Below are 19,644 nucleotides of genomic sequence, written 5' to 3' on the forward strand. Positions count from 1 at the left end.
GATGAAGTGACTGCATGACCGCCTCTCTACAAATTGCGCAGCTGCAACTGGGCTATGACACTCCCAAGGGCTTGCACACCGTGCTGCAGGGCTTTGATCTGCAGGTGCCTGCAGGTCATATCGCCAGCCTGCTGGGTCCCTCGGGCTGCGGCAAGACCTCCGTGCTGCGAGCGATTGCGGGTTTTGAGCCGGTGCGCGCGGGCAGCATTCATCTGGGCGAGGTATTGCTCTCCGGCCCCGGCACGCATCTGCCTCCCGAGCAGCGTCATGTGGGCATGATGTTTCAGGAGTACGGGCTGTTCCCGCATTTGACGGCCGTGCAGAACGTGGGCTTCGGCCTGCGCCGTATGGGCAAGCCAGAGCGCGACAAGCGTGTGCAGGAGCTGCTTGCCGTGGTGGGGCTGGCGAATTCAGGTAGCAAGTTCCCGCACGAGCTGTCCGGCGGTCAGCAGCAGCGTGTGGCGCTGGCGCGGGCCCTGGCGCCGTCCCCGGCCTTGCTGCTGCTCGATGAGCCATTTTCCAATCTCGATGCCGCCACGCGCGAGCGCCTGACGCTGGAGGTCCGCGACATTCTGCGGGCCACCGGGCAGACGGCGATTCTGGTCACGCACAATGCGCAGGAGGCCGAAACCATGGCCGACCAGATCTGCAGGATGACGCCAGTTCAGCTCTGAGCCGGCCCTGAGGTTTAAAGCAGGACGCGGCCTGAGGTGACGGTCACGGTGTGGCCGCCTACCCAGAGCTTGCCGTTGGCTGCGGTCTGGACATGAACCTGTCCGTCACGGCCCACGCATACGCCTTGCGCGGCGATATAGGGAGTCTGCAGCAGACCCTCGCCCGTCAGCCATTGGGCCAGCGCTGCATTCAGGCTGCCGGTGACAGGGTCTTCGCTCGCGGTATCGCCGATCAGGGCGCGCACTTCCAGACGTGGTTGCGCTGAGGTCACTTTTTCTTGAGCTGCTTCTTCCGCCTGCTTGGCAAAAGCGCGGGCCTCGCGGCTGGAGCGGCCAATCAACGGGGCATCCTCTGCCACCTCATAAATGGCCGCCAGACCGGTTTTGGCACCCAGCTTTTTGAGTGCGCCAAAGTCTGGCTCCACACTCAGAACCGTATCGGGGTGGTCCAGCAGCATTCCCAGCCAGGGCGAGCCGTTGTAGAGGCTGCGTGCCATCAGCAACTGCTCACGCTGCAGGCCCAGAGCCTGCAGCACGGGTGCCAGTTCCTCTTCGGAAATCTCCTGAGAGTCGAGTGAGGGTGCTTCGAAAAACAGCGCACCTTGCGCATCGCAGCCAATGGCTACCAGGCCTTTTTTGCACTCCTGAAGCACTTGCTCGGGGTTGCGCGGCTGGCCGCCCTGGGCCAGCCAGGCATGGCAGCTGCCCAGCGTGGGGTGGCCGGCAAAAGCCAGTTCGCCCGCGGGCGTGAAGATACGCAGCTGGTAGTCGGCGCCCGCAGCCAGCCCCTCGGGCGTGGGCTGCAGCACAAAAGTGGTTTCCGACAGATTGGTCCAGCGCGCGAAGGCCTGCATCTGCGCATCGCTCAAGCCATCGGCACCCAGCACCACGGCCACGGGGTTGCCGAGCAGCGCGGTATGCGTGAACACGTCCACGGTCATATAGGGACGAGAGAGAGGGCTGGTATGTGCGGAGGCAGACATGGGCAGCGATTGTCGGCAAAAAGAAAAACCGGCGCAGAGCCGGTCGATGTGGCATTTCACATGCCATGGGGTATCAGAGACAGCGAGGAAGCGCCGCCGCGCACCGAGGCTGTCGTCCCCCTCCGGCGCAAAGCGCCAGAGAGGGGGAGGTGGCAAAGCCGCTCAGGGGGCCTTCAGATCACAAGCTGGCCTTGATGGCCTCGGCCAGGGACTTGATGCCGACGTTGATCTGCTCGGCAGACACCGTCACATACGACAGGCGCAGCGTGTTGTTCTGTGCATCGCCGGCGTAGAAGGGCGCGCCGGGAACGAAAGCCATATTGCGCTCCACGGCCTTGGCCAGCAGGGCCTGGGCGTCCATGCCCGCAGGCAACCTGACCCAGAGGAACATGCCGCCCACAGGACGTGTCCACTTCACGTCGAGGCCGGCCATCTCACGCTCCAGAGCCATCAGCATCACATCGCGCTGAGCCTTGTACATGGCACGGATGGTGGGCACATGGCGATCCAGGAAACCGTCCTTGATGACTTCGGCCACCACGCGCTGGTTGAAACTGGGGGTGTGCAGATCGGCGGCCTGCTTGGCCTGGGTCAGCTTGCCATACACGGACTTGGGCGCGACGATGAAGCCGATGCGCAGGCCGGGGGCCAGCACCTTGGAGAACGAGCCCATGTAGATCACACCCTCGGGGTTGCGTGCAGCCAGGGGCAGAGGGGGCTCCTGTTCGTACCAGAGGTCGCCGTAGGGGTTGTCCTCGATCAGGGGAATGTCCAGCTCCCTGGCCTTGTCGACCAGGGCTTGGCGGCGCGCATCGCTCATGGTGCGGCCGGTGGGGTTCTGGAAGTTGGGCAGCACATAGGCCAGGCGGGCCTTGTCGGCACCGCTGCCGATCTGCTTGGCAAAGTCCTCGATCAGCATGCCTTCGTCATCGCTGTCCACGCCCACGGCCATGGGCTCCATGGGGGTGAAGGCCTGCAGGGCGCCCAGGTAGGTGGGCTTTTCGACCAGCAGACGGCTGCCCTTGTCCAGGAACACCTTGCCGATCAGGTCCAGTGCCTGCTGGCTGCCGGTGGTGATCAGGATCTGCTCGGGGTCGACGCTCCAGGGCAGGAAGTCGGCAATTGCCTGACGCAGCGGGGCAAAGCCTTCGGTGGTCGAGTACTGCAGGGCTGCGGCACCGTCACGCTGCATCACGGTCTGGCAGGCTTCGGTGAACGCGTCCAGAGGGAAGGCCTTGGGGGAAGGCAGGCCGCCAGCCATGCTGATGATGCCGGGGCGGTCGGTCAGCTTGAGGATCTCGCGGATGGCGGAGGAATTCATCTTGGCAGCACGTTCTGCCAGCGTCCAGGTTGTCATAAAACAGTACTCGATCTCTACGTTTCCAGCCCGGGCAGGGCTGGCCGGTGTGCATTCTCACGCCGTTGTCGGGCATGTGCCGGCCCGAGCTTGGGGCTCGGGATGCAATCGTTGCGGCGCACAAGGCGCTGCAACCATGCACCAGCAGGTGGGCTTATTGTGTCGCGACCGGTTTGCCTGTGTGGGCTGGCGGGCAATTGCGACGGTGTGGTCTGCAGCCGGTGAGGCCGCAGGCCGTGACCATAGCCCTGTGTGGAGGGCGGCCAAGAGAGGTTGATGGACTCAATATACGCGTGAGACCATTACAGTACCTATACAGACAGTCTCACAATCATGGCTTCTGTATCGGTATCCGCTTCAATACAGTTCGCTGCACATTACCATGTCCATCTCCCTGTCCCGCCAGGCGGCCCTGACCCTGACCCAGCAACTGGCCGAGCGTCTGGCCGAGCGCATACGCACGCGGCTGCTGCCCGCTGGCGCGCGCCTGCCCTCGGTGCGTGAATGCGCGCGCCAGCAAGGCGTGAGTCCGTACACGGTGGTGGCCGCCTACGACCTGCTGCAGGCCCAGGGACTGGTCGAGGCCAGGCCGCAACGCGGCTTCTTTGTACGCGATATTGTGCAAAATCCGCTTCAAACGCAGGAAAGTCAAGCGCAGATAGCTATCAATGAGGGAGCGGTCAACACCCCGGTAGGCATCCCGCCAGGCACGCGCATCAACGCCACCATGCTGATTCGCGGCATGTTCGTGGAGAGCGTGGCCGGAAAGCCCCAGCCTGGTGCCGGTGTGCTGCCTGCCGAATGGCTGGATGCCGGCTTTCTGGTGGCGGCCATGCGCAAGGTCACCAGCGGGCAGGCGCTGCGCGAATCGCTGGTGCGCTATGGCGAGCCCATGGGTGACAGCCGGCTGCGCGAAGCGCTGGCGCGGCGCCTGCAGCGCATAGGCATCGCGGCGGGGACTGGCCAGATCATCACTACCCTGGGGGCGACCCAGGCGCTGGACATCGTGAGCCGAGCCCTGCTGCAGCCCGGCGATCCGGTGATGGTGGAGGAGCCGGGCTGGGCCGTGGAATATGCGCGCCTGGCCGCCATGGGCATGCGCGTGCTGCCCGTGCCGCGCGGGCCCGAGGGGCCGGACATGGCGGTGATGCAGCGCTATTGCGAGACCATGGCCCCCAAGCTCTATGTGAGTGTCAGCGTGTTGCACAACCCCACGGGCTACAGCCTGAGCGCGGCCAGCGCCCATGAGGTGCTGCAGATGGCGCAGCGATACGGCTTCTATGTGGTGGAGGACGATAGCTACTGCCATATTGCGCCCGATCACGCGCCACGCGTGTCGGTGCTGGACCGCTTGCAGCGCAGCATCTACATCAGCGGCTTTGCCAAGGTGCTGGTGCCCAACTGGCGCCTGGGCTATCTGGCAGCGCCGCCCGAGCTGGTCGAGAGACTGCTGGACACCAAGCTGCTGTCCACCCTGTCCACGCCGACCCCCATGGAGCAGGCCCTGGCCCTGTGCATGGAGCAAGGCCAGCTGCGCCGCCATGCCGAGCGGCTGCGCCAGCATCTGGCCCAGGCGCGCACGCGCAGCGTGGCTCTGGCCCAGGCGGCTGGCTGTCGGTTTGTGGCCGAGCCTGCTGGCATGTTCGGCTGGGTGGATACCGGCGTGGATACCGAGGTGCTGACCCAGTTGCTGCTGGATCAGGGCTACATGATTGCCCCTGGCGCCATGTTCCATGCCAGCCGGGGCTCCAGCACCTGCATGCGCATCAACTTCGCGACCACACAGGACGCCGCCTTCTGGCGCGTCTTCGAGCGCGTCGTGGCCCCCATGCGGGCCCAGGCACAGAAGTTGTAGAACGTGTTGACGATCTCCTCGCGCCGCGACAGAGGGTTTGCGGGATGGGATGCAAGGCGCGATACCGCAGCAATAGCCGTGCTATTGCGAGGATTCGCAACGCCGCAGACCGCCCGCAAACCCTCTGTCCCGCAGGGTTGGGGCGAAATCGGGCGATTTCTGCGCGCTGACTCTTGCTTGCACCCCGGTGCAAGCGGCGAGCCAACGCTTTGAACTCATCCCGATTGCGCTCCAACGCGACTGCGTAGAGATCGTCAACACGTTCTTAACCCAGCTGGACGGGACCCTGATGGATATGGCAGCCTGTGCGCTGCAGCAGCTCGCCAAAGGCGTCGGACATCGGATGGTCGAACTCCACGGGCCGCTGCCTGCCTATGGCATCGCCCTGCACCACGCCGCGGACCAACCGGCTGACCATCTGTGTGTCATAGCTGGCTGTGCTGGGGCATCAAAGCCATAGACGCGGGCAAAGCCATGGTTCATGGGGATGTCGGCAGGCGCTGCGGTCAGGTGGCGGGCCACCGCTTAGCGGCCGGCGTGGTTGAGCGCGCCCAGAGCATCTCGTGCCGGGTTGCCCGTGTTGCTTGGAGTTTCCGCGTCGAGCCTAGCTGGCTGCGTGATAGATGCGTGCGCGGCCGGTCTGCGATGCGCCGCGCAGACTGCTTTCATAGGTGCTGTCTTCGGCAGCAGGCACCAGGGCCTTGGTGCGGCGCTGGTTGAGCACGGAAAGCCTTGCCAACTGGTCACGGACCAGGGAAATTTCGCGGTCCAGATTCTGTGCGCGCTCGCGCAGTGCAGGCGTCCAGTCGTCTGCCGAGAAGCGTTTGACGAGCTGGGAGAACGCCACCATGGCGTCACGCAGGCGGGTGCTGGACTGTTCCAGCGCGGATGCGTCCGGTGACTGCAGCGATGCCGAAACGGTCTGAATCACCGCATCCAGCGAATCGAGCATTTCCTGCAAGGTCATCGGGTCAGCCTTTGTTCGGGAGTTCAGGCACGGGCGCTTCAGCCGCGAGCGTGAACCAGGAATTCTTCGGTATTGGCCAGCAGCTTGTCTGCCACGGCCTCGGCGTTGACGCGGAAGCTGCCATTGGCAATGGCTTCGCGCATGGCCTTGACGCGGTCGGCATCAAAGTCGGTATTGGTGCGGTTTTGGCTGTCCAGGGCGCGGGCCGAGGACGAAAAGGACACGGGCACGCCAGCGGCGCGCTCGGACAAGCCTTTGGTCGATTCTTCGGTGGCAACCGTGGTGGCGGATTTCGGGGCCTGCTTGGCGGCTGCAGCGGTCTGCTGCAGGTCCGGCTTATTGCCTATCTTCATGCTGGTTCTCCAATCGCCCTGTATCGGCGTAGGGCGCTGTAGCCTTGCTTTCGACAAGGGCGCGTAAAACTTGAGGAATATTTGGCATGGTTGATGAAGTGAGTATGCACTCTCTCGTCATTGAACCAGAACCACGCCACTGGCATTGACCGTTCCTGTAACAAGGCGGCCATTATCCATGCGAACCCGTACCTGCTGTCCTTCTCCGGCTGCAGTCATTGCCTTGCCTGAGCCGGCAACGCTGAAGCCGCCGCCGTTGACCATCACCTGGACGGACGATCCCGCCGTGAACAAGGCAGGCGGACGTACCATGTTCTGGCGCAGAGCCTGCCCCGAAGTCAGCGGTCGCGCCGCGACCATGCCGATGAAATCCTGTGCATTGGCGAAGACGGGGGCGCTGTCCTCGGCCCAGTCCACTTCAGCGGGGGCTGCGTCCTCGGCGCTCAGCGTCTTGCCGGCCGGAATATTGCCCTGGGCCACCCAGGCCGGGCCATAGGCCCGCACGGTGATGGGCAGGAACACGTTCCAGGGCACGCTGCCCTGCACGCAGCGCAGGCCCAGCCGGGTGCGACCCCAGAGGCGACTGCCCGCAGGCAGATAGGGCTCGACCTTGGCGCAGGCTGCCAGGCGCAGGCGCGAGTCCAGCTGGCCCATCTGAACTTCCATGCGCAAAGCCATGCCATTGCCGGCCTGCGCAGTCTCGGTTGATGGCTGGTGCAGAGCCGCATCGACAAAGCGCTGTCCGATCTGGCTGAGCTGCGCCGCGCCGTCCTGGGCCTGTGCGCCAGCCGTCAGCAGCAGCGCAGCGAGACCCCATGCTGCAGCCAGGCCTTGAGAGGGGCGAAGGCGCAGAAACAGGGAAAAGCGGCCAGACATGCATCAATCCTTTGAAGTATCCGCAGTCACAGGGCTGCAGACGATGCTGGCAAATATAGGCGTGACATGGCTTGCGCAATGGCTTGAAGAGCCAGCGCAATACCGCTTTCTTCGCGCTTTAGTTTGCGCTGCCGATTTTCATAATCCTCGCATGCCGCAGTCCGTGGGCTCCGGCATCCCCGAATTCTGAAAGCGAGGCCGCAATGCTGAACAAAATGACCGAACGACTGGACTTCCAAAGCGAGGCGCTGCTGCTGCGCGCCGAGCGCCAGCGTGCGATTGCCAGCAATATTGCCAATGCCGACACCCCCGGCTATGTGGCGCGCGACTTCAATTTCCGCGAAGCCTTGATGGCCGCGACCAGCGGGCCCAAGCCCCTGACCCAGGCCAGCGTCACGACGGCAGGCCATATCCCGCTGCAGGCGCAGATGTCGGACGAGGCGCTCAAGGCCAAGCTCGGCTATTCGGTCAATTCCCAGCCCAGCCTGGATAACAACACCGTGGATCTGGATCGCGAGCGCGCCAATTTCGTCGACAACTCCGTGCGCTACGAAGCCACGCTGCGCTTCATCAACGGCCAGGCCAAGACCATGCTCAGCGCCATTCAAGGCCAGTAAGCCCAGGAGCTAAACCATGTCCATGTTTTCCATCTTCAATATCTCGGGCAGCGCGGTCAGCGCCCAGTCCCAGCGCCTGAACGTGGTGGCCTCCAATCTGGCCAACGTCGATGCCGTGGCCGGCCCCGATGGCAGCGTCTACAAGGCGCGCCAGGTCGTGTTTCAGACCGTGCCCATGGGCAACGACGGCAGCGCGGGCGTCAAGGTCAATGCCATCAGCGAGGACAACACGCCCGGCCGCCGCATCCACGACCCCAGCAATCCACTGGCCGATGGCGAGGGCTATGTCACCCATTCCAACGTGAGCGCCGTGGACGAGATGGTCAACATGATCTCGGCGTCACGCTCCTATCAGAACAACGTGGAAGTCATGAACACGGCCAAGACGCTGCTGCTCAAGACTCTGCAAATGGGCCAGTAAGCCCGGGAACACACACATGATCTACGGCGCAAGCAGCGTGGACGGCACCACGACCAACACCACCAGCAATACCAAGAACTCGGTGACCAACCCCAACGAGGCGCAGGACCGTTTCCTCAAGCTGCTGGTGGCCCAGCTCAACAACCAGGACCCCATGAATCCCATGGACAACGCGGAAATGACCTCGCAGATGGCGCAGATCAACACCGTGACCGGTATTCAGCAGCTGAACCAGACCATGGCCTCCATGTCCAGCCAGTTCACGGCCATGCAGGTGCTGCAGGGCACTTCCATGATCGGTCGTACGGTGCTGACCGAGGGCAACACCCTGGGTGTGGCGGCCGATGGCACGCATACCGCTGCCTTCGATCTGGAAAACCAGGCGGCCAGCGTCAAGATCCAGATCACCACGGCCAGCGGCGAGCTGGTGGACACCATCGACCTGGGTGCCGGCGCTGCCGGGCGGAACTACTTCACCTGGGATGGCAAGGACAAATACAGCGGCGATGCCTCGCAACTGCGCTACAGCGTGGTCGCCACCAATGGCACGACCGCAGTGGCATCCACCCCGCTGGCGCCGCATGCCGTGATTGCCACCAGCTCGGCCAATGGCTCTTTGTCGCTGGAGCTCGATAACGGCGACAGCGTGGCTTATTCCGGCGTCAAGGCCGTTTACTGATTGAGGAACACATCATGGGTTTTCAACAAGGTCTCTCCGGCTTGAACGCCGCCAGCAAGAATCTGGACGTCATCGGCCACAACATCGCCAACTCCAACACCACGGGCTTCAAGGCCTCGCGCGCTGACTTTGCCGAGATGGTCGCCAGCGCCATCGGCTCGGCCAGCGGCCAGAGCAGCGGCATCGGCGTCAACGTGGCCTCCGTGTCCCAGCAGTTCAGGCAGGGCTCCATCACTTCGACGGGCAACAACCTGGACATCGCCATCAACGGCAACGGCTTTTTCGTCGTCAAGCAAAGCGACGGCAGCATCGCCTACACGCGCGCCGGCAACTTCGGCCTGGACAAGGAGGGCAACCTCAAGACCGTGGACAACGACAATGTCATGGGCTATGTGGTGGACCCTTCGACCGGCAAGATCCAGTCGGGTGCCACGCCTGTGCCGATGAGCTTTCCCACAGGACAGCCGATTCCCGCCAAGCAGACATCCAAGGTGAATGTGGAGCTGAATCTGGATGCACGCGCCACGGCGGCCGCCGGCGACGCGACAGCCACGCCTCCTGTCGCTGCCACGCCTCGTGCCACCTATGGCACCTCGCTGAATGTGTATGACACCCAAGGCACGGCGATCCCGGTCAATCTGTATTTCGAGAAAGACGCCACAGGCAACACCTGGAATGTCTTCAACTCGCTCGATGCCACGGCCACGCCCATTGGTACGGCAGTGTTCGACGCGAGCGGCAAGCTCACCAGCGTCACCCCCAATGCACCGACCACAGGTTCGGGTACCACGCTGAATCTGAGCGTCAGCGGCGGCACGGCCAATCCCAACGGCCTGCAGCCCTTCGACGTCGCGTTCGATTTCGGCGGTCTGACCCAGTTCGGCACCAAGTTTGCCGTCAGCAGCCTCAAGCAGGACGGCTATACCTCGGGCGCACTGACGGGCATCAATGTGGGCCGCGACGGCTCCATCGTGGCTTCCTACTCCAACGGCGTCACGCGCACCGAAGGCCAGATCGCTCTGGCGGCATTCACCAATACCCAGGGTCTGGGCTCCATCGGCAACAACAAATGGGTTGCTACCTCCGACTCCGGCCCTGCGCTCAATGGTTCGGCCCAGACCGGCACCTTCGGCTCGCTGCAGTCGGGCGCGCTGGAAGAGTCCAACGTGGACCTGACGGCCGAGCTGGTCAACATGATGACGGCGCAGCGCTCCTACCAAGCCAACGCCCAGACCATCAAGACGCAGGACCAGGTGTTCTCCACACTCGTGAACCTGCGATAACCGATAAGCCCTTGAGGCGCTTTGCGCCTGGGCTGCAAAGGCGATTGATTTGACGGAAGGAAGGTCAGCATGGACAAAATTATTTATACGTCGATGACTGGGGCCAATGCGGCAGCCCAGCGTCAGGCCGTGCTGGCTCACAACCTGGCCAATGCGGGCACCAACGGCTTCAGGGCCGAGATGTCCACCTTCCGTTCGGTACCGCTGCAGGGTTCGGGGGCCGGCACCCGCGTGTTTGCGCTGGAGGCCACCTCCGGCTATCAAGACACTCCCGGCCCGGCCCAGCGCACCGGCCGTGCGCTGGACGCCATGGCCATGGGCCGCGCCTGGTTTGCCGTGCAGGGCCTGGATGGCCAGGAAGCCTATACGCGCAACGGCGTGTTCGAGATCTCGCCCGAAGGGCAACTGGTCAACAGCAACGGCCAGGCCGTGCTCTCCGACGGCGGCGCGCCCATCGATATCCCGCCAGAGTCCACGATCTCCCTGGGTTCGGACGGCACGCTGACTGCCAAGATGGGCAACCAGCTACCCGTGGCCGTGGGGCGCGTCAAGCTGGTCACGCCGCCCGTCGATGAGCCGCTGGTGCGCGGCGATGACGGCTTTTTCCGCGCGGCGCAGGGCGATGCGCTGCCCAATGATGAAACAGCGCGCCTGCTGTCGGGCTCGATCGAGGGATCGAATGTGAACTCCGTCGAAACCATGGTCGGCATGATCGCGGCCTCGCGCCAGTTCGAGCAGCAGATGAAGCTGCTGCAGACCGCTGAAACCAACGATAAATCCGCCAGCCAGCTGCTGAGCTTGAACGGCTGATAGCCAAAGGAATACGTCATGATCAATTCGCTGTTCATTGCCAAGACCGGCATGGAAGCCCAGCAGACGCAGCTGGACGTGATTTCGCACAATCTGGCCAACGTCTCCACCACCGGCTACAAGCGCGCGAATGCGGTCTTCGAGGATCTGATCTATCAGAACCTGCGCCAGTCGGGTTCGCAGACCACCGAGCAGAATCAGCTGCCGACTGGCCTGCACCTGGGCCTGGGCGTGCGCACCGTGGCCACCAGCCGCAACTTTCTGCAGGGCAGCCTGCAGCAATCGAGCAATGCGCTGGATGTGGCCATCAACGGCAACGGCTTCTTCGAAGTCAATATGCCCGACGGCACGATTGCCTATACCCGCGACGGTTCGTTCGAGGTCGATGCCCAGGGCCAGCTGGTGACCTCCAGCGGCCTGCCCGTGGCCAACGGCATCACCATCCCGCAGGGTGCTACCAAGGTGTCGATCAGCCATGACGGCGTGGTCAGCGTCACCATGCCCGGCCAGGCTGCGCCGCAGCAGGTGGGCAATATCGCGATGAGCCAGTTCATCAATGCCGCAGGCCTGGAGCCCCGCGGCCAGAACCTCTACGTCGAGACCGCTTCGTCGGGCCAGCCCCAGCAGGGCACGCCCGGTACCAACGGTCTGGGCACGATTCAGCAGGGTTATCTGGAAGCCTCGAACGTGAACGTGGTCCAGGAGCTGGTGACCATGATCCAGACGCAGCGCGCCTACGAAATGAATTCCAAGGCGATTCAGACCTCCGACCAGATGCTGGCCAAGCTGGCACAGCTCTGATTGATCACCATGTATTGAGGAGCAGCTTGCGCTTGATGTCTATGGTTTTCAGATCAATTCATTGCTGATTTCCATTTGGGATAAGCGCTATAAGCTCTGATTTCAATAGCGTGCCTCGCGCACGCAAGGGCACAAGGGGCGAAGCGCCTGACTGCCAAGGACTTGCCGCCATGTTCAAAGCCATTGTTTCCCATTGCCCGCCGCTCTGCGCCCTCGCCGGGGCCCTGCTGGTTTCGGGCTGCGTCACGCTCAATCCGCCGCCGCCCGTGGACATGCCATCCACCGCACCTCCGGTGCTGCAGCCGCGCGAGCAGACGGCCCAGGCGCCCACAGGCAGCCTGTTCAATGCCAGTCGCTACCGTCCCATGTTCGAGGATCAGCGCGCCCGCATGGTGGGCGATTCGGTGACGGTGCAGATCGTCGAGCGCGTTTCGGCCAGCCAGAGCACGGACTCCAAGGTCGGGCGAGCCAACGAGCTGAGCACGGGCATCACCTCGCTGCCGCTGCTCAGGGGCGGCGCCGAGAAGACGGTGGCCGATGCGCTCACCCTGGGGGCCGAGAGCAAGAACGACTTCAAGGGCTCTGGGGCCACCAGCAGCAACAACACCTTCACGGGCTCGATTGCCACCACCGTGGTCGATGTGCTGCCCAACGGTCATCTGGTGATTGCCGGCGAGAAGCAGATCGGCGTCAACCACAACGTCGATGTGCTGCGTTTCACGGGCACGGTGGACCCGCGCTCGCTGCGTCCGGGCAGTACCGTGGCATCGACTCAGGTGGCCAATCTGCGCGTCGAGTCGCGCAGCCGTGGCCAGGCCGGTGAAGCCCAGTCAATTGGCTGGTTGTCCCGGTTCTTTTTGAACGTTATGCCGTTCTGATTCTTCCGAGAATGGGCAGTATGAAAGTACTGTCCACGCTCCTGTCACTGCGCCCTGCGCACACCGCCTTGCTGGTGGTCGCAGCCCTTGGCGCCAGCGGGCTCACCCTGCCTGCGCATGCCACACGCATCAAGGAGGTTGCCGCCATCCAGGGCGTGCGCAGCAACCAGTTGACAGGCTACGGTCTGGTGGTCGGCCTCGACGGCACGGGCGACCAGACCACGCAGATGCCCTACACCAAGCAGGCGCTGGCCAATTACCTGGAGCAGATGGGCATCGCCCTGCCGGCCACGGGCAATGCGGCCCAGCTGCAGCTCAAGAACGTGGCGGCGGTGATCATCACGGCCGAGCTTCCGGCCTTTGCACAGCCCGGTCAGGCCATAGACATCAATGTCTCCTCCATGGGCAATGCCAAGTCGCTCAAGGGCGGCACGCTGGTGGCGACACCGCTGCGCGGCGCGGACGGCGAGATCTATGCCCTGGCCCAGGGCAATGTGGTGGTCGGCGGTGCCGGGGCTGCGGCCGGCGGCTCCAAGGTGCAGGTCAATCACCTGAACGCGGGCCGCGTGCCGCAGGGCGCGCAGGTCGAGCGTGCAGTGCCCACTCCCGTCAACCAGGGCAACACGATCACGCTGGGCCTGAATCAGACCGACTTCCAGACCGCCGACAAGATGGTGCGCGCCATCAACCAGCGCATGGGCGCGGGCACGGCCATGGCATTGGACGGCCGCACGGTGCAGGTCAATGCACCCATTGACCCGGGCTCGCGCGTGCGCATGATCGCCGAGATTCAGGAGATGCCCATCGAGACCTCCAAGCCGGCGGCCAAGGTGGTCATCAATGCCCGCACCGGCTCCATCGTGCTCAATCAGGCGGTGACCCTGGGCCCCTGCGCGATTGCGCACGGCAATCTGTCCATCACCATCAGCACCACGCCGGTCATCAGCCAGCCTGCACCGTTCTCGCAGGGGCAGACCGTGGTGGCGCAGAAGTCCGACATCCAGGTCAAGCAGGAGCCCGGCAAGGTCATCAACATGCCCAATTCGCCCCAGCTCACTGATGTGGTGCGGGCGCTGAATTCACTGGGCGCCACACCGCAGGATCTGCTGGCCATCCTGCAGGCCATCAAGGCCGCTGGCGCCATGGACGCCGAGCTGGAGGTGATATGAGCACGTCATTGCCCCATTCTTCATCCCTGGCGGCCAGCAATGCCCTGGCTGTCGATGCACGTTCGCTCAATGCGCTCAAGACGGCAGCCGGCGAGAACAGCCCGCAGGCTGCACGCGAGACGGCCAAGCAGCTCGAGTCGCTGTTCATGCGCGAGATGATCAAGAGCATGCGCGAGGCGACCATGAAGTCCGGCCTGCTCGACAGCGCGCAGGGCAATCTCAGCACCGATCTGCTGGATCAGCAGCTCTCGGTGGCCATGGCGGGCCAGCCCGGCGGCCTGACGGATGCCATCAGCAAGCAGCTGGCGCGCAGCATGGGGGTCGACGCCGCCGAGGACGCCGAAATTGCCGTGCCTTCCACACTGAGCCTGAGCCGCAACGCCTGGCGCAATGTGGGCAGCAACGGCGCCTGGAGCGGCAGCCGCAGCCAGGCTGCGCAATCGATCAATGCCTATGCACCGGCTCCCAAGGGGCGCGACAACTTCGTGACGGCGCACACCGGCGCGGCCCAGCGCGTGGCCAGCGAGAGCGGCATCCCGGCCCACTACATGATCGGCCAGGCCGGACACGAGACGGGCTGGGGCAGGAGCGAGATCCGCAACAAGGACGGCAGCAACTCGTTCAACCTGTTCGGCATCAAGGCCGGTGGCAGCTGGACGGGCAAGGTCGCCGAAGTCACGACCACCGAATACATCAATGGCGCGCCCAAGAAGGTGACGGCCAAATTCCGCGCCTATGACTCCTACGAGGAGTCCTTCCGCGACTACGCACGTCTGATCGGCAGCAATCCGCGCTACGAAAAAGCCATGGCCCAGACCGGCTCTGCCCAGGCCTATGCCAGCGAGCTGCAAAAGGCCGGCTACGCCACCGATCCGGCCTATGCGCAAAAGCTCAGCCGCGCCATCCAGAGCGTGGCCCAGGTCAGCGTCGCCAACGCCGGCAACAACAGCGCCAATGTCGCAAGCCGTCTGGGCGTCAGCGCCCGTGCCGCCCAGATCAACAAGATCACCGAGAACCAGTCATGAGTCTTCTGAACGTGGGCGCACGCGCCCTGATGGCCAACCAGATCGCCCTGCAAACCACAGGGCACAACATCGCCAACGTCAACACTGCCGGCTACTCGCGCCAGAGCGTGGCCTTCCAGACCTCGGCGGGCCAGAACATCGGCAATGGCTATATCGGCAATGGCGCCGATGTGGCGACCATCTTGCGCAACTTCAGCGAGCTGCTCAACCGCCAGGCCACGGCGGCCACCGCAGCCAGTGCCGCAGACTCCGCGCGCTCGAACTCGCTCAACCAGTTGCAGGAAGTGTTCTCCGGCGGAACCAACGGCCTGGGCGCGGCCATCAACGACATGATGAATGCGTTTGCCGATGTGAGCAGCGCGCCTACCGACTCTTCGGCACGCCAGGTGGTGCTGACGCGCATGAGCGAACTGGCTGCGCGCTTTCGCTCGGCTTCGGCCCAGCTCGACGAGATGGACTACAGCACGCGCCAGCAAATGAGCAATGACGTGAATGTGGTCAACAGTCTGTCCCAACAGGTGGCGGCGCTCAACGGCCAGATCAGCAGCGCCATTGCCACGGGCCACACGCCCAATGACCTGCTCGATCAGCGCGACCAGCTGGTGCGTGACATCAACAAATACGTGCAGACCTCGCAGGTCGACGCCGGCGATGGCTCCATCAGCCTGTTCGTGGGTGGCAGCCAGCCGCTGGTGCTGGGGCAGAGCGCGGCCAAGCTCAGCCTGCAGGAGTCCACGCAGTACCCCGGCAGCGGCAAGATGAGCCTGTATTTCCAGCAGCAGGGCGGGCAGCCCGTGGAGCTGACTCCGGCCATGGCCGGCGGCGGCGAGATTGCCGGTCTGCTGCAGTTCCAGAACAACGACCTGAGCGAGGGGCGCAACCTGCTGGGGCGCATGGTGATCTCGATCGGGGATACGCTCAATACGCAGAACCAGCTGGGCCTGACCTTGTCGGGTCAGAAGGGCGGGGCGCTGTTCAATATTCCGATGACGACCACGGGCTCCACCACGGGTGCTCAATGGGTACAGCCCGATACGCCCACGGTCACGGTCAAGGACTCAAGCGCGCTCAAGGCTTCGGATTACAAGATCGTTTTCGGCAACGATGCGCCCAAGGGCAAGGTGGTGCGCCTGTCGGATGGCCAGACCACGGCCTTCAACGATCTGACGGACCTGCGCGGCATGACGATTGACGGTCTGCAGTTCGATCTCAAGAACGATGGCCAGGCCGGCCAGTCCGTGCTGTTCAGTCCTGTGGCATCGGCGGCGCACGATATTCAGACCATGGTGCATTCCGGCAACGATTTGGCGGTGGCCAATCCGGTGTCGGCCAAGATCAACTCGCTGGGCGATGCGGCCGTCCGCATGTCCAGCCTGAAGGTGGAAAAAGGCTTCGATGCCTCTACCTTTCCTGCCGGCACCACCCTGTCTTTCGCTCCCGATGGGGCGGGCGGCATGACCTATACCATCACGCCTGCCCCCAACGGCGTGGCTGCGACAGGCGCCTATATCTCCGGGCAGGCCATCGAGCTGGCTCCGGGGCTCAAGGTGACGCTCACCGGCACGCCTGCGGTGGATGGTGCCACCAGCGATACCGTGAGCTTCGGCCCCAACAGCTTCTACAGCTCGGATACGGGCAATGCCAGCTCCTTCCTGTCGTTGCGCGACGCCGTGATCTTCGATGGCGCGACCACGCTCAGCGACGGTTTTTCCACCGCCATGGCGCAGATCGGCACGCGCACGCAAAGCGCGGCCTATGCAGCCAAGTTGTCCGACTCGATTGCCAAGAATCTGGAAGGCGATCGCACCGCCGTATCCGGCGTCAATCTGGATGAAGAAGCCGCCAAGCTGCTGCAGTACCAGCAGTCCTACCAGGCCTCGGCCAAGATGCTGCAGGTGGCTCAGGGCATTTTTGACAGCGTGATCCAGGCCGTTGGCCGTTAACCCCCTACAGCCGGAGAACAGGCATGAGCATCAACCGCATTGGCACGGCCAATATGTATGACAGCACCATCAACAACCTGGGCTCGCGTCAGAGCAGCCTGGTGGACCTGATGGAGAAGACCACGGCGGGCAAGCGCGTGCTGCGCGCCAGCGACGATCCCGTGGCGGCGGCCCAGGCCGAGCGCGCACGCACCCGCATCACCCGCTCTGAAAATGACCAGCGTGTGCTCGGTGCCCAGCGCGATGTGATTGCCCAGGGCGAGTCCGAGCTGGGCAAGGCTCATGGTGCTTTGCAGGATTTTCGTGATCTGGTGGTGCAGGCCGGCAACGGTTCGTATGACCAGGTGGCACGCGATGCGCTGGTCCAGCAGATGCAAAGCCTGCGCGATCAGATTCTCGGCTATGCCAATGCCAAGGACTCCAACGGCTTGCCGATTTTCCGCGGGCTGGGCAGTCCCGATACGCCGCTGCAAAGCACGCCTCCGGGCTCGAGCAGCCAGCTCAACCCCGGCCAGAGCACTGGCAGCGACAACGGCCTGCCCATCTCTCTGGATGGTCATGCGGCCTGGTTGAACGTGCCCACCGGCAACGGGGTGTTTGTGGTGAATGGCGCTGCCTCCAATTCCGGCAAGGCCTGGGCGGATGTGGGATCGGTCACCGACCCGAGCAAGGTCACGGGCGATAGCTACACCCTGGTATTCACCAAGGACCCGACTACCGGCGAGGTCAGCTACGAGATCAACTCCAGCTCGGCCACAGTGACCAACCCCGTGGTTCCGCCCACGCCCTACAAGGAAGGGCAGGCGATTACCGTTGGTGGTCAGCAGATCAGCATCAAGGGTACTCCGGCCGACGGCGACAGCTTCACCATGTCTCCAAGCACACGTACCGATATTTTCAGCGTGCTGGATCAGGCCATTGCCACGGTCAAGGGCGGCACGGGGGGATCGACCGCATTGCAGCAGGGTCTTGGGCGCGCCTTGAGCGAACTGGATTCGGGCATGAACAGGGTGCAGGCCATGCGCAGCTATGCCGGCGACCAGCTCAAACGTGCAGACGGCCTGGAGTCCGACATGAAGGATCAGGCATTGACGCAGGAAGGAGCCCGTTCACGTGCCGAAGATATCGATATGATCACGGCGCTGTCGCAAGTGGATACGCAGAAGGTGGGCTTGCAGGCCGCCCTGCAGTCCTATGCACAGATGCAGAAGCTTTCGCTGTTCAACTACATCGGCTGATTCCAGCGGGCTCTGTCCGTCTTGATGTCTCGTCGTCTACCTGTCCAAATCTTCCATGACCCAGTCTGCCCTCAGCTCTTTGACTCTTGGTTATCGGCCGCTCTGGGGACGTACGCGACGCCTGGCAGGGATTCAGCTTTATGTGCACGAAGACTCGGGCTCCTCTGCCGACATGGCGCATTTCCTGCGCACGGTGGATGAGATCTGGAGCCGTCAGGCACCGCCGCTCTTGATATCGCCGCAGTCCCGCCAGGTTCTGTGCAATCTTCTAGAACATGCACCTCAGGGCAGTCCCTGGATAGAGGTGCGCGGCGACTGGCTGCAGCAGGATGAAGGTATTTACGAGCTGGTGCAGAAGGCCAAGGCACGCGGGCTGATGCTGGTCTGGGGCGGATCGCTGGCCGATGTGCCCGATGCCGATGCTGCGCGCTGCTTTGCCAGCAGCCTGCTGAGCCTGCCGCCAGAAGGTGCCGCTGGATTGCCCAATGCCGTGCGTTCCAGCCAGCCGGCAAAAGATGCGGACAAGGAGACTGCCTCGGGCTTTTTTGCCACTCAGCCCCTGAATCTGCTGGACGGTCAGATGTACCAGAGCCTGCAGAGCCTGGAGCTGGCGCGCTCCTGTCTCGACGAACACGAAGCGGCCGCCGTGGCCGGCTGGCCCGTGGCAGACACCATGCAGGCCTTTCGGCTGCAACAGCCCCAGCCCTCGCGCGATGCGCTCTTCAGGCTCATGAAGGCCATCGACAAGGAACAGTCCCTGGATGTGATGGAAGAGATCCTGGGTTCGGACCCGGTGCTGGCCTATCGCTTTTTGCTCTATACGAACTCGGCTGCACTGGGCCTGCGTCGCGGCGTGGACTCGCTGCGCCGTGGGCTGGTGATGCTGGGGCTGGGCACGCTGGAGCGCTGGCTGGCCGACCAGCTGCCCCATGCCTGTACCGAACAGGACCTGGTGCCTCTGCGCACGCAGGTCGTGCTGCGCGCCAGGCTGGCCGAGCAGCTGATCGAGGCCGGGGTGAGCCTGGACCTGCAGCGTGAGATGTACTTGTGCAGCCTGTTCTCGCAGCTGGATTTGCTGCTGCATGAGCCGGTGGCCACCATCTTGCGACGCACGCCGCTGAACGAGCGCATTTTCGATGCCATCGTCACGCGCTCCGGTCCTTATGCGGCCGTGCTGCAGATGAGCCAGGCTCTGGAGAGTCGTGACCCGGCACCCATCCGGCAGCTGCGCGAGCAGGAGGAGTGGGAGGCCGAAGACCTCAACCGGATGCTGCTGCGCATGCTCAGCGAACTCAAGCTGGGCATGCCGCAGGCTCAGGCCTGAGTGTCTGGGTGAAAACTCGCTAAAAACAGGCTCTATCTCCTGATAGGAAAGCACAGGCAGCTATCAAATTGATGGATGCGTTGTGATGCGGAGTCGTGCATAAGCAGGGCTTGGCTGCCGCTTATCCGCGCATTGCCTGGGCGCCGGATTCGGACAATTGGGATATCCAATCCGTCCGTGCGCCATGTCCGAATCCCAAGACAAAAACCTGCCCGCCACCGAACGCAAGCTGCAGAAGACGCGTGAAGACGGCCAGGGTGCGCGCTCGCGCGATCTGTCGCATCTGGCCATCCTGGGTACGGGCGCATTGCTGATGCTGATGGGCACGCAGCCCATGATCAATCATCTGCGCGAGGCCATGGCCCGGCAACTGGTGTTCAACGCTGCGGCG

Annotated in this window: 22 protein-coding genes; 16 read left to right on the forward strand and 6 right to left on the reverse strand. The window is 63.6% G+C overall.

From position 1 onward, the window contains the following. Window positions 1–14 precede the first annotated feature (14 nt). Window positions 15–674, forward strand: coding sequence for an ABC transporter ATP-binding protein (locus AAIL66_RS19625; RefSeq protein WP_034353083.1), 660 nt, complete (start codon window positions 15–17; stop codon window positions 672–674). Between the two features lie 14 nt (window positions 675–688). Here the strand turns inward: AAIL66_RS19625 and AAIL66_RS19630 are convergent, their stop codons facing one another. Together AAIL66_RS19630 and AAIL66_RS19635 are read right to left on the reverse strand one after the other, a co-directional pair. Further along, a complete protein-coding gene (locus AAIL66_RS19630) occupies window positions 689–1,657 on the reverse strand; it encodes a PhzF family phenazine biosynthesis protein (protein ID WP_343497537.1) in 969 nt (322 codons plus the stop codon). 178 nt (window positions 1,658–1,835) lie between these two features. Then, on the reverse strand, window positions 1,836–3,014 hold the full coding sequence (locus AAIL66_RS19635) for a PLP-dependent aminotransferase family protein (protein ID WP_343497538.1): 1,179 nt from the start codon (window positions 3,012–3,014) through the stop codon (window positions 1,836–1,838). Window positions 3,015–3,396: 382 nt separating this feature from the next. Between AAIL66_RS19635 and AAIL66_RS19640 the strand changes: the two genes are divergently transcribed. Next, window positions 3,397–4,869 carry a PLP-dependent aminotransferase family protein gene (locus AAIL66_RS19640; RefSeq protein ID WP_343497539.1) on the forward strand — a complete coding sequence of 491 codons (1,473 nt, stop codon included), beginning with the start codon at window positions 3,397–3,399 and terminating at the stop codon, window positions 4,867–4,869. A gap of 265 nt (window positions 4,870–5,134) precedes the next feature. On the opposite strand, the gene AAIL66_RS19645 is transcribed toward AAIL66_RS19640, so the two are convergent. The 4 genes from AAIL66_RS19645 to flgA form a co-directional block, all read right to left on the reverse strand. Continuing rightward, window positions 5,135–5,287, reverse strand: coding sequence for a hypothetical protein (locus AAIL66_RS19645; RefSeq protein ID WP_165572360.1), 153 nt, complete (start codon window positions 5,285–5,287; stop codon window positions 5,135–5,137). A 186-nt stretch (window positions 5,288–5,473) separates the two neighbouring features. Further along, window positions 5,474–5,836 (reverse strand): hypothetical protein, encoded by a 363-nt coding sequence (locus tag AAIL66_RS19650; protein WP_003065537.1) that lies wholly within the window; start codon window positions 5,834–5,836, stop codon window positions 5,474–5,476. A 38-nt stretch (window positions 5,837–5,874) separates the two neighbouring features. Beyond that, window positions 5,875–6,189, reverse strand: coding sequence for a flagellar biosynthesis anti-sigma factor FlgM (flgM, locus tag AAIL66_RS19655; protein ID WP_034378013.1), 315 nt, complete (start codon window positions 6,187–6,189; stop codon window positions 5,875–5,877). A gap of 117 nt (window positions 6,190–6,306) precedes the next feature. Further along, on the reverse strand, window positions 6,307–7,065 hold the full coding sequence (gene flgA, locus AAIL66_RS19660; protein WP_343497540.1) for a flagellar basal body P-ring formation chaperone FlgA: 759 nt from the start codon (window positions 7,063–7,065) through the stop codon (window positions 6,307–6,309). Here flgA and AAIL66_RS19665 point away from each other — a divergent pair. The 14 genes from AAIL66_RS19665 to AAIL66_RS19730 form a co-directional block, all read left to right on the forward strand. After that, complete coding sequence (locus tag AAIL66_RS19665) at window positions 7,064–7,255, forward strand: hypothetical protein (RefSeq protein WP_131324637.1); 192 nt, start codon at window positions 7,064–7,066, stop codon at window positions 7,253–7,255. The genes flgA and AAIL66_RS19665 overlap by 2 nt on opposite strands. A 13-nt stretch (window positions 7,256–7,268) precedes the next feature. Continuing rightward, window positions 7,269–7,682: a flagellar basal body rod protein FlgB gene (gene flgB / locus AAIL66_RS19670; RefSeq protein ID WP_003065531.1), complete on the forward strand. Its 414-nt coding sequence runs from the start codon at window positions 7,269–7,271 to the stop codon at window positions 7,680–7,682. Window positions 7,683–7,698: 16 nt separating this feature from the next. Then, window positions 7,699–8,103, forward strand: coding sequence for a flagellar basal body rod protein FlgC (gene flgC / locus AAIL66_RS19675; protein ID WP_003059205.1), 405 nt, complete (start codon window positions 7,699–7,701; stop codon window positions 8,101–8,103). 16 nt (window positions 8,104–8,119) lie between these two features. Further along, window positions 8,120–8,782 (forward strand): flagellar hook capping FlgD N-terminal domain-containing protein, encoded by a 663-nt coding sequence (locus AAIL66_RS19680; protein WP_034353098.1) that lies wholly within the window; start codon window positions 8,120–8,122, stop codon window positions 8,780–8,782. Between the two features lie 14 nt (window positions 8,783–8,796). After that, entirely contained in the window at window positions 8,797–10,065 is a 1,269-nt protein-coding gene (gene flgE, locus AAIL66_RS19685) for a flagellar hook protein FlgE (protein WP_343497541.1), read from the forward strand. A 69-nt stretch (window positions 10,066–10,134) separates the two neighbouring features. Beyond that, window positions 10,135–10,875, forward strand: coding sequence for a flagellar basal body rod protein FlgF (locus AAIL66_RS19690; protein WP_003077982.1), 741 nt, complete (start codon window positions 10,135–10,137; stop codon window positions 10,873–10,875). Between the two features lie 18 nt (window positions 10,876–10,893). Continuing rightward, a complete protein-coding gene (flgG, locus tag AAIL66_RS19695; protein ID WP_003065524.1) occupies window positions 10,894–11,676 on the forward strand; it encodes a flagellar basal-body rod protein FlgG in 783 nt (260 codons plus the stop codon). A 170-nt stretch (window positions 11,677–11,846) separates the two neighbouring features. Then, window positions 11,847–12,554: a flagellar basal body L-ring protein FlgH gene (locus AAIL66_RS19700; RefSeq protein ID WP_003065522.1), complete on the forward strand. Its 708-nt coding sequence runs from the start codon at window positions 11,847–11,849 to the stop codon at window positions 12,552–12,554. Window positions 12,555–12,574: 20 nt separating this feature from the next. Then, window positions 12,575–13,723: a flagellar basal body P-ring protein FlgI gene (locus AAIL66_RS19705; RefSeq protein ID WP_003065520.1), complete on the forward strand. Its 1,149-nt coding sequence runs from the start codon at window positions 12,575–12,577 to the stop codon at window positions 13,721–13,723. Next, window positions 13,720–14,748: a flagellar assembly peptidoglycan hydrolase FlgJ gene (gene flgJ, locus AAIL66_RS19710; RefSeq protein WP_012836851.1), complete on the forward strand. Its 1,029-nt coding sequence runs from the start codon at window positions 13,720–13,722 to the stop codon at window positions 14,746–14,748. The genes AAIL66_RS19705 and flgJ overlap by 4 nt, the downstream gene beginning before the upstream one ends. Continuing rightward, on the forward strand, window positions 14,745–16,691 hold the full coding sequence (flgK, locus tag AAIL66_RS19715; RefSeq protein WP_343497542.1) for a flagellar hook-associated protein FlgK: 1,947 nt from the start codon (window positions 14,745–14,747) through the stop codon (window positions 16,689–16,691). Before flgJ ends, flgK begins: the two co-directional genes overlap by 4 nt. A 23-nt stretch (window positions 16,692–16,714) precedes the next feature. Further along, window positions 16,715–17,929 (forward strand): flagellar hook-associated protein FlgL, encoded by a 1,215-nt coding sequence (flgL, locus tag AAIL66_RS19720; RefSeq protein ID WP_034378018.1) that lies wholly within the window; start codon window positions 16,715–16,717, stop codon window positions 17,927–17,929. A gap of 55 nt (window positions 17,930–17,984) precedes the next feature. Further along, window positions 17,985–19,253 carry an HDOD domain-containing protein gene (locus AAIL66_RS19725; protein WP_256629660.1) on the forward strand — a complete coding sequence of 423 codons (1,269 nt, stop codon included), beginning with the start codon at window positions 17,985–17,987 and terminating at the stop codon, window positions 19,251–19,253. Between the two features lie 184 nt (window positions 19,254–19,437). Beyond that, on the forward strand, window positions 19,438–19,644 hold a 207-nt coding region (locus AAIL66_RS19730), incomplete at its 3' end, for an EscU/YscU/HrcU family type III secretion system export apparatus switch protein (protein ID WP_343497543.1).

It is taken from the genome of Comamonas sp. F1-6 (assembly GCF_039581415.1).
GTDB classification, from domain to species: Bacteria; Pseudomonadota; Gammaproteobacteria; order Burkholderiales; family Burkholderiaceae_C; genus Comamonas; species Comamonas thiooxydans.

Coding starts and splice junctions, on each gene's coding strand:
- AAIL66_RS19625 (WP_034353083.1), top strand. CDS start 15: ATGACCGCCTCTCTACAAATTGCGCAGCTGCAACTGGGCTATGACACT.
- AAIL66_RS19630 (WP_343497537.1), bottom strand. CDS start 1,657: ATGTCTGCCTCCGCACATACCAGCCCTCTCTCTCGTCCCTATATGACC.
- AAIL66_RS19635 (WP_343497538.1), bottom strand. CDS start 3,014: ATGACAACCTGGACGCTGGCAGAACGTGCTGCCAAGATGAATTCCTCC.
- AAIL66_RS19640 (WP_343497539.1), top strand. CDS start 3,397: ATGTCCATCTCCCTGTCCCGCCAGGCGGCCCTGACCCTGACCCAGCAA.
- AAIL66_RS19645 (WP_165572360.1), bottom strand. CDS start 5,287: ATGGTCAGCCGGTTGGTCCGCGGCGTGGTGCAGGGCGATGCCATAGGC.
- AAIL66_RS19650 (WP_003065537.1), bottom strand. CDS start 5,836: ATGACCTTGCAGGAAATGCTCGATTCGCTGGATGCGGTGATTCAGACC.
- flgM (WP_034378013.1), bottom strand. CDS start 6,189: ATGAAGATAGGCAATAAGCCGGACCTGCAGCAGACCGCTGCAGCCGCC.
- AAIL66_RS19665 (WP_131324637.1), top strand. CDS start 7,064: ATGCATCAATCCTTTGAAGTATCCGCAGTCACAGGGCTGCAGACGATG.
- flgA (WP_343497540.1), bottom strand. CDS start 7,065: ATGTCTGGCCGCTTTTCCCTGTTTCTGCGCCTTCGCCCCTCTCAAGGC.
- flgB (WP_003065531.1), top strand. CDS start 7,269: ATGCTGAACAAAATGACCGAACGACTGGACTTCCAAAGCGAGGCGCTG.
- flgC (WP_003059205.1), top strand. CDS start 7,699: ATGTCCATGTTTTCCATCTTCAATATCTCGGGCAGCGCGGTCAGCGCC.
- AAIL66_RS19680 (WP_034353098.1), top strand. CDS start 8,120: ATGATCTACGGCGCAAGCAGCGTGGACGGCACCACGACCAACACCACC.
- flgE (WP_343497541.1), top strand. CDS start 8,797: ATGGGTTTTCAACAAGGTCTCTCCGGCTTGAACGCCGCCAGCAAGAAT.
- AAIL66_RS19690 (WP_003077982.1), top strand. CDS start 10,135: ATGGACAAAATTATTTATACGTCGATGACTGGGGCCAATGCGGCAGCC.
- flgG (WP_003065524.1), top strand. CDS start 10,894: ATGATCAATTCGCTGTTCATTGCCAAGACCGGCATGGAAGCCCAGCAG.
- AAIL66_RS19700 (WP_003065522.1), top strand. CDS start 11,847: ATGTTCAAAGCCATTGTTTCCCATTGCCCGCCGCTCTGCGCCCTCGCC.
- AAIL66_RS19705 (WP_003065520.1), top strand. CDS start 12,575: ATGAAAGTACTGTCCACGCTCCTGTCACTGCGCCCTGCGCACACCGCC.
- flgJ (WP_012836851.1), top strand. CDS start 13,720: ATGAGCACGTCATTGCCCCATTCTTCATCCCTGGCGGCCAGCAATGCC.
- flgK (WP_343497542.1), top strand. CDS start 14,745: ATGAGTCTTCTGAACGTGGGCGCACGCGCCCTGATGGCCAACCAGATC.
- flgL (WP_034378018.1), top strand. CDS start 16,715: ATGAGCATCAACCGCATTGGCACGGCCAATATGTATGACAGCACCATC.
- AAIL66_RS19725 (WP_256629660.1), top strand. CDS start 17,985: ATGACCCAGTCTGCCCTCAGCTCTTTGACTCTTGGTTATCGGCCGCTC.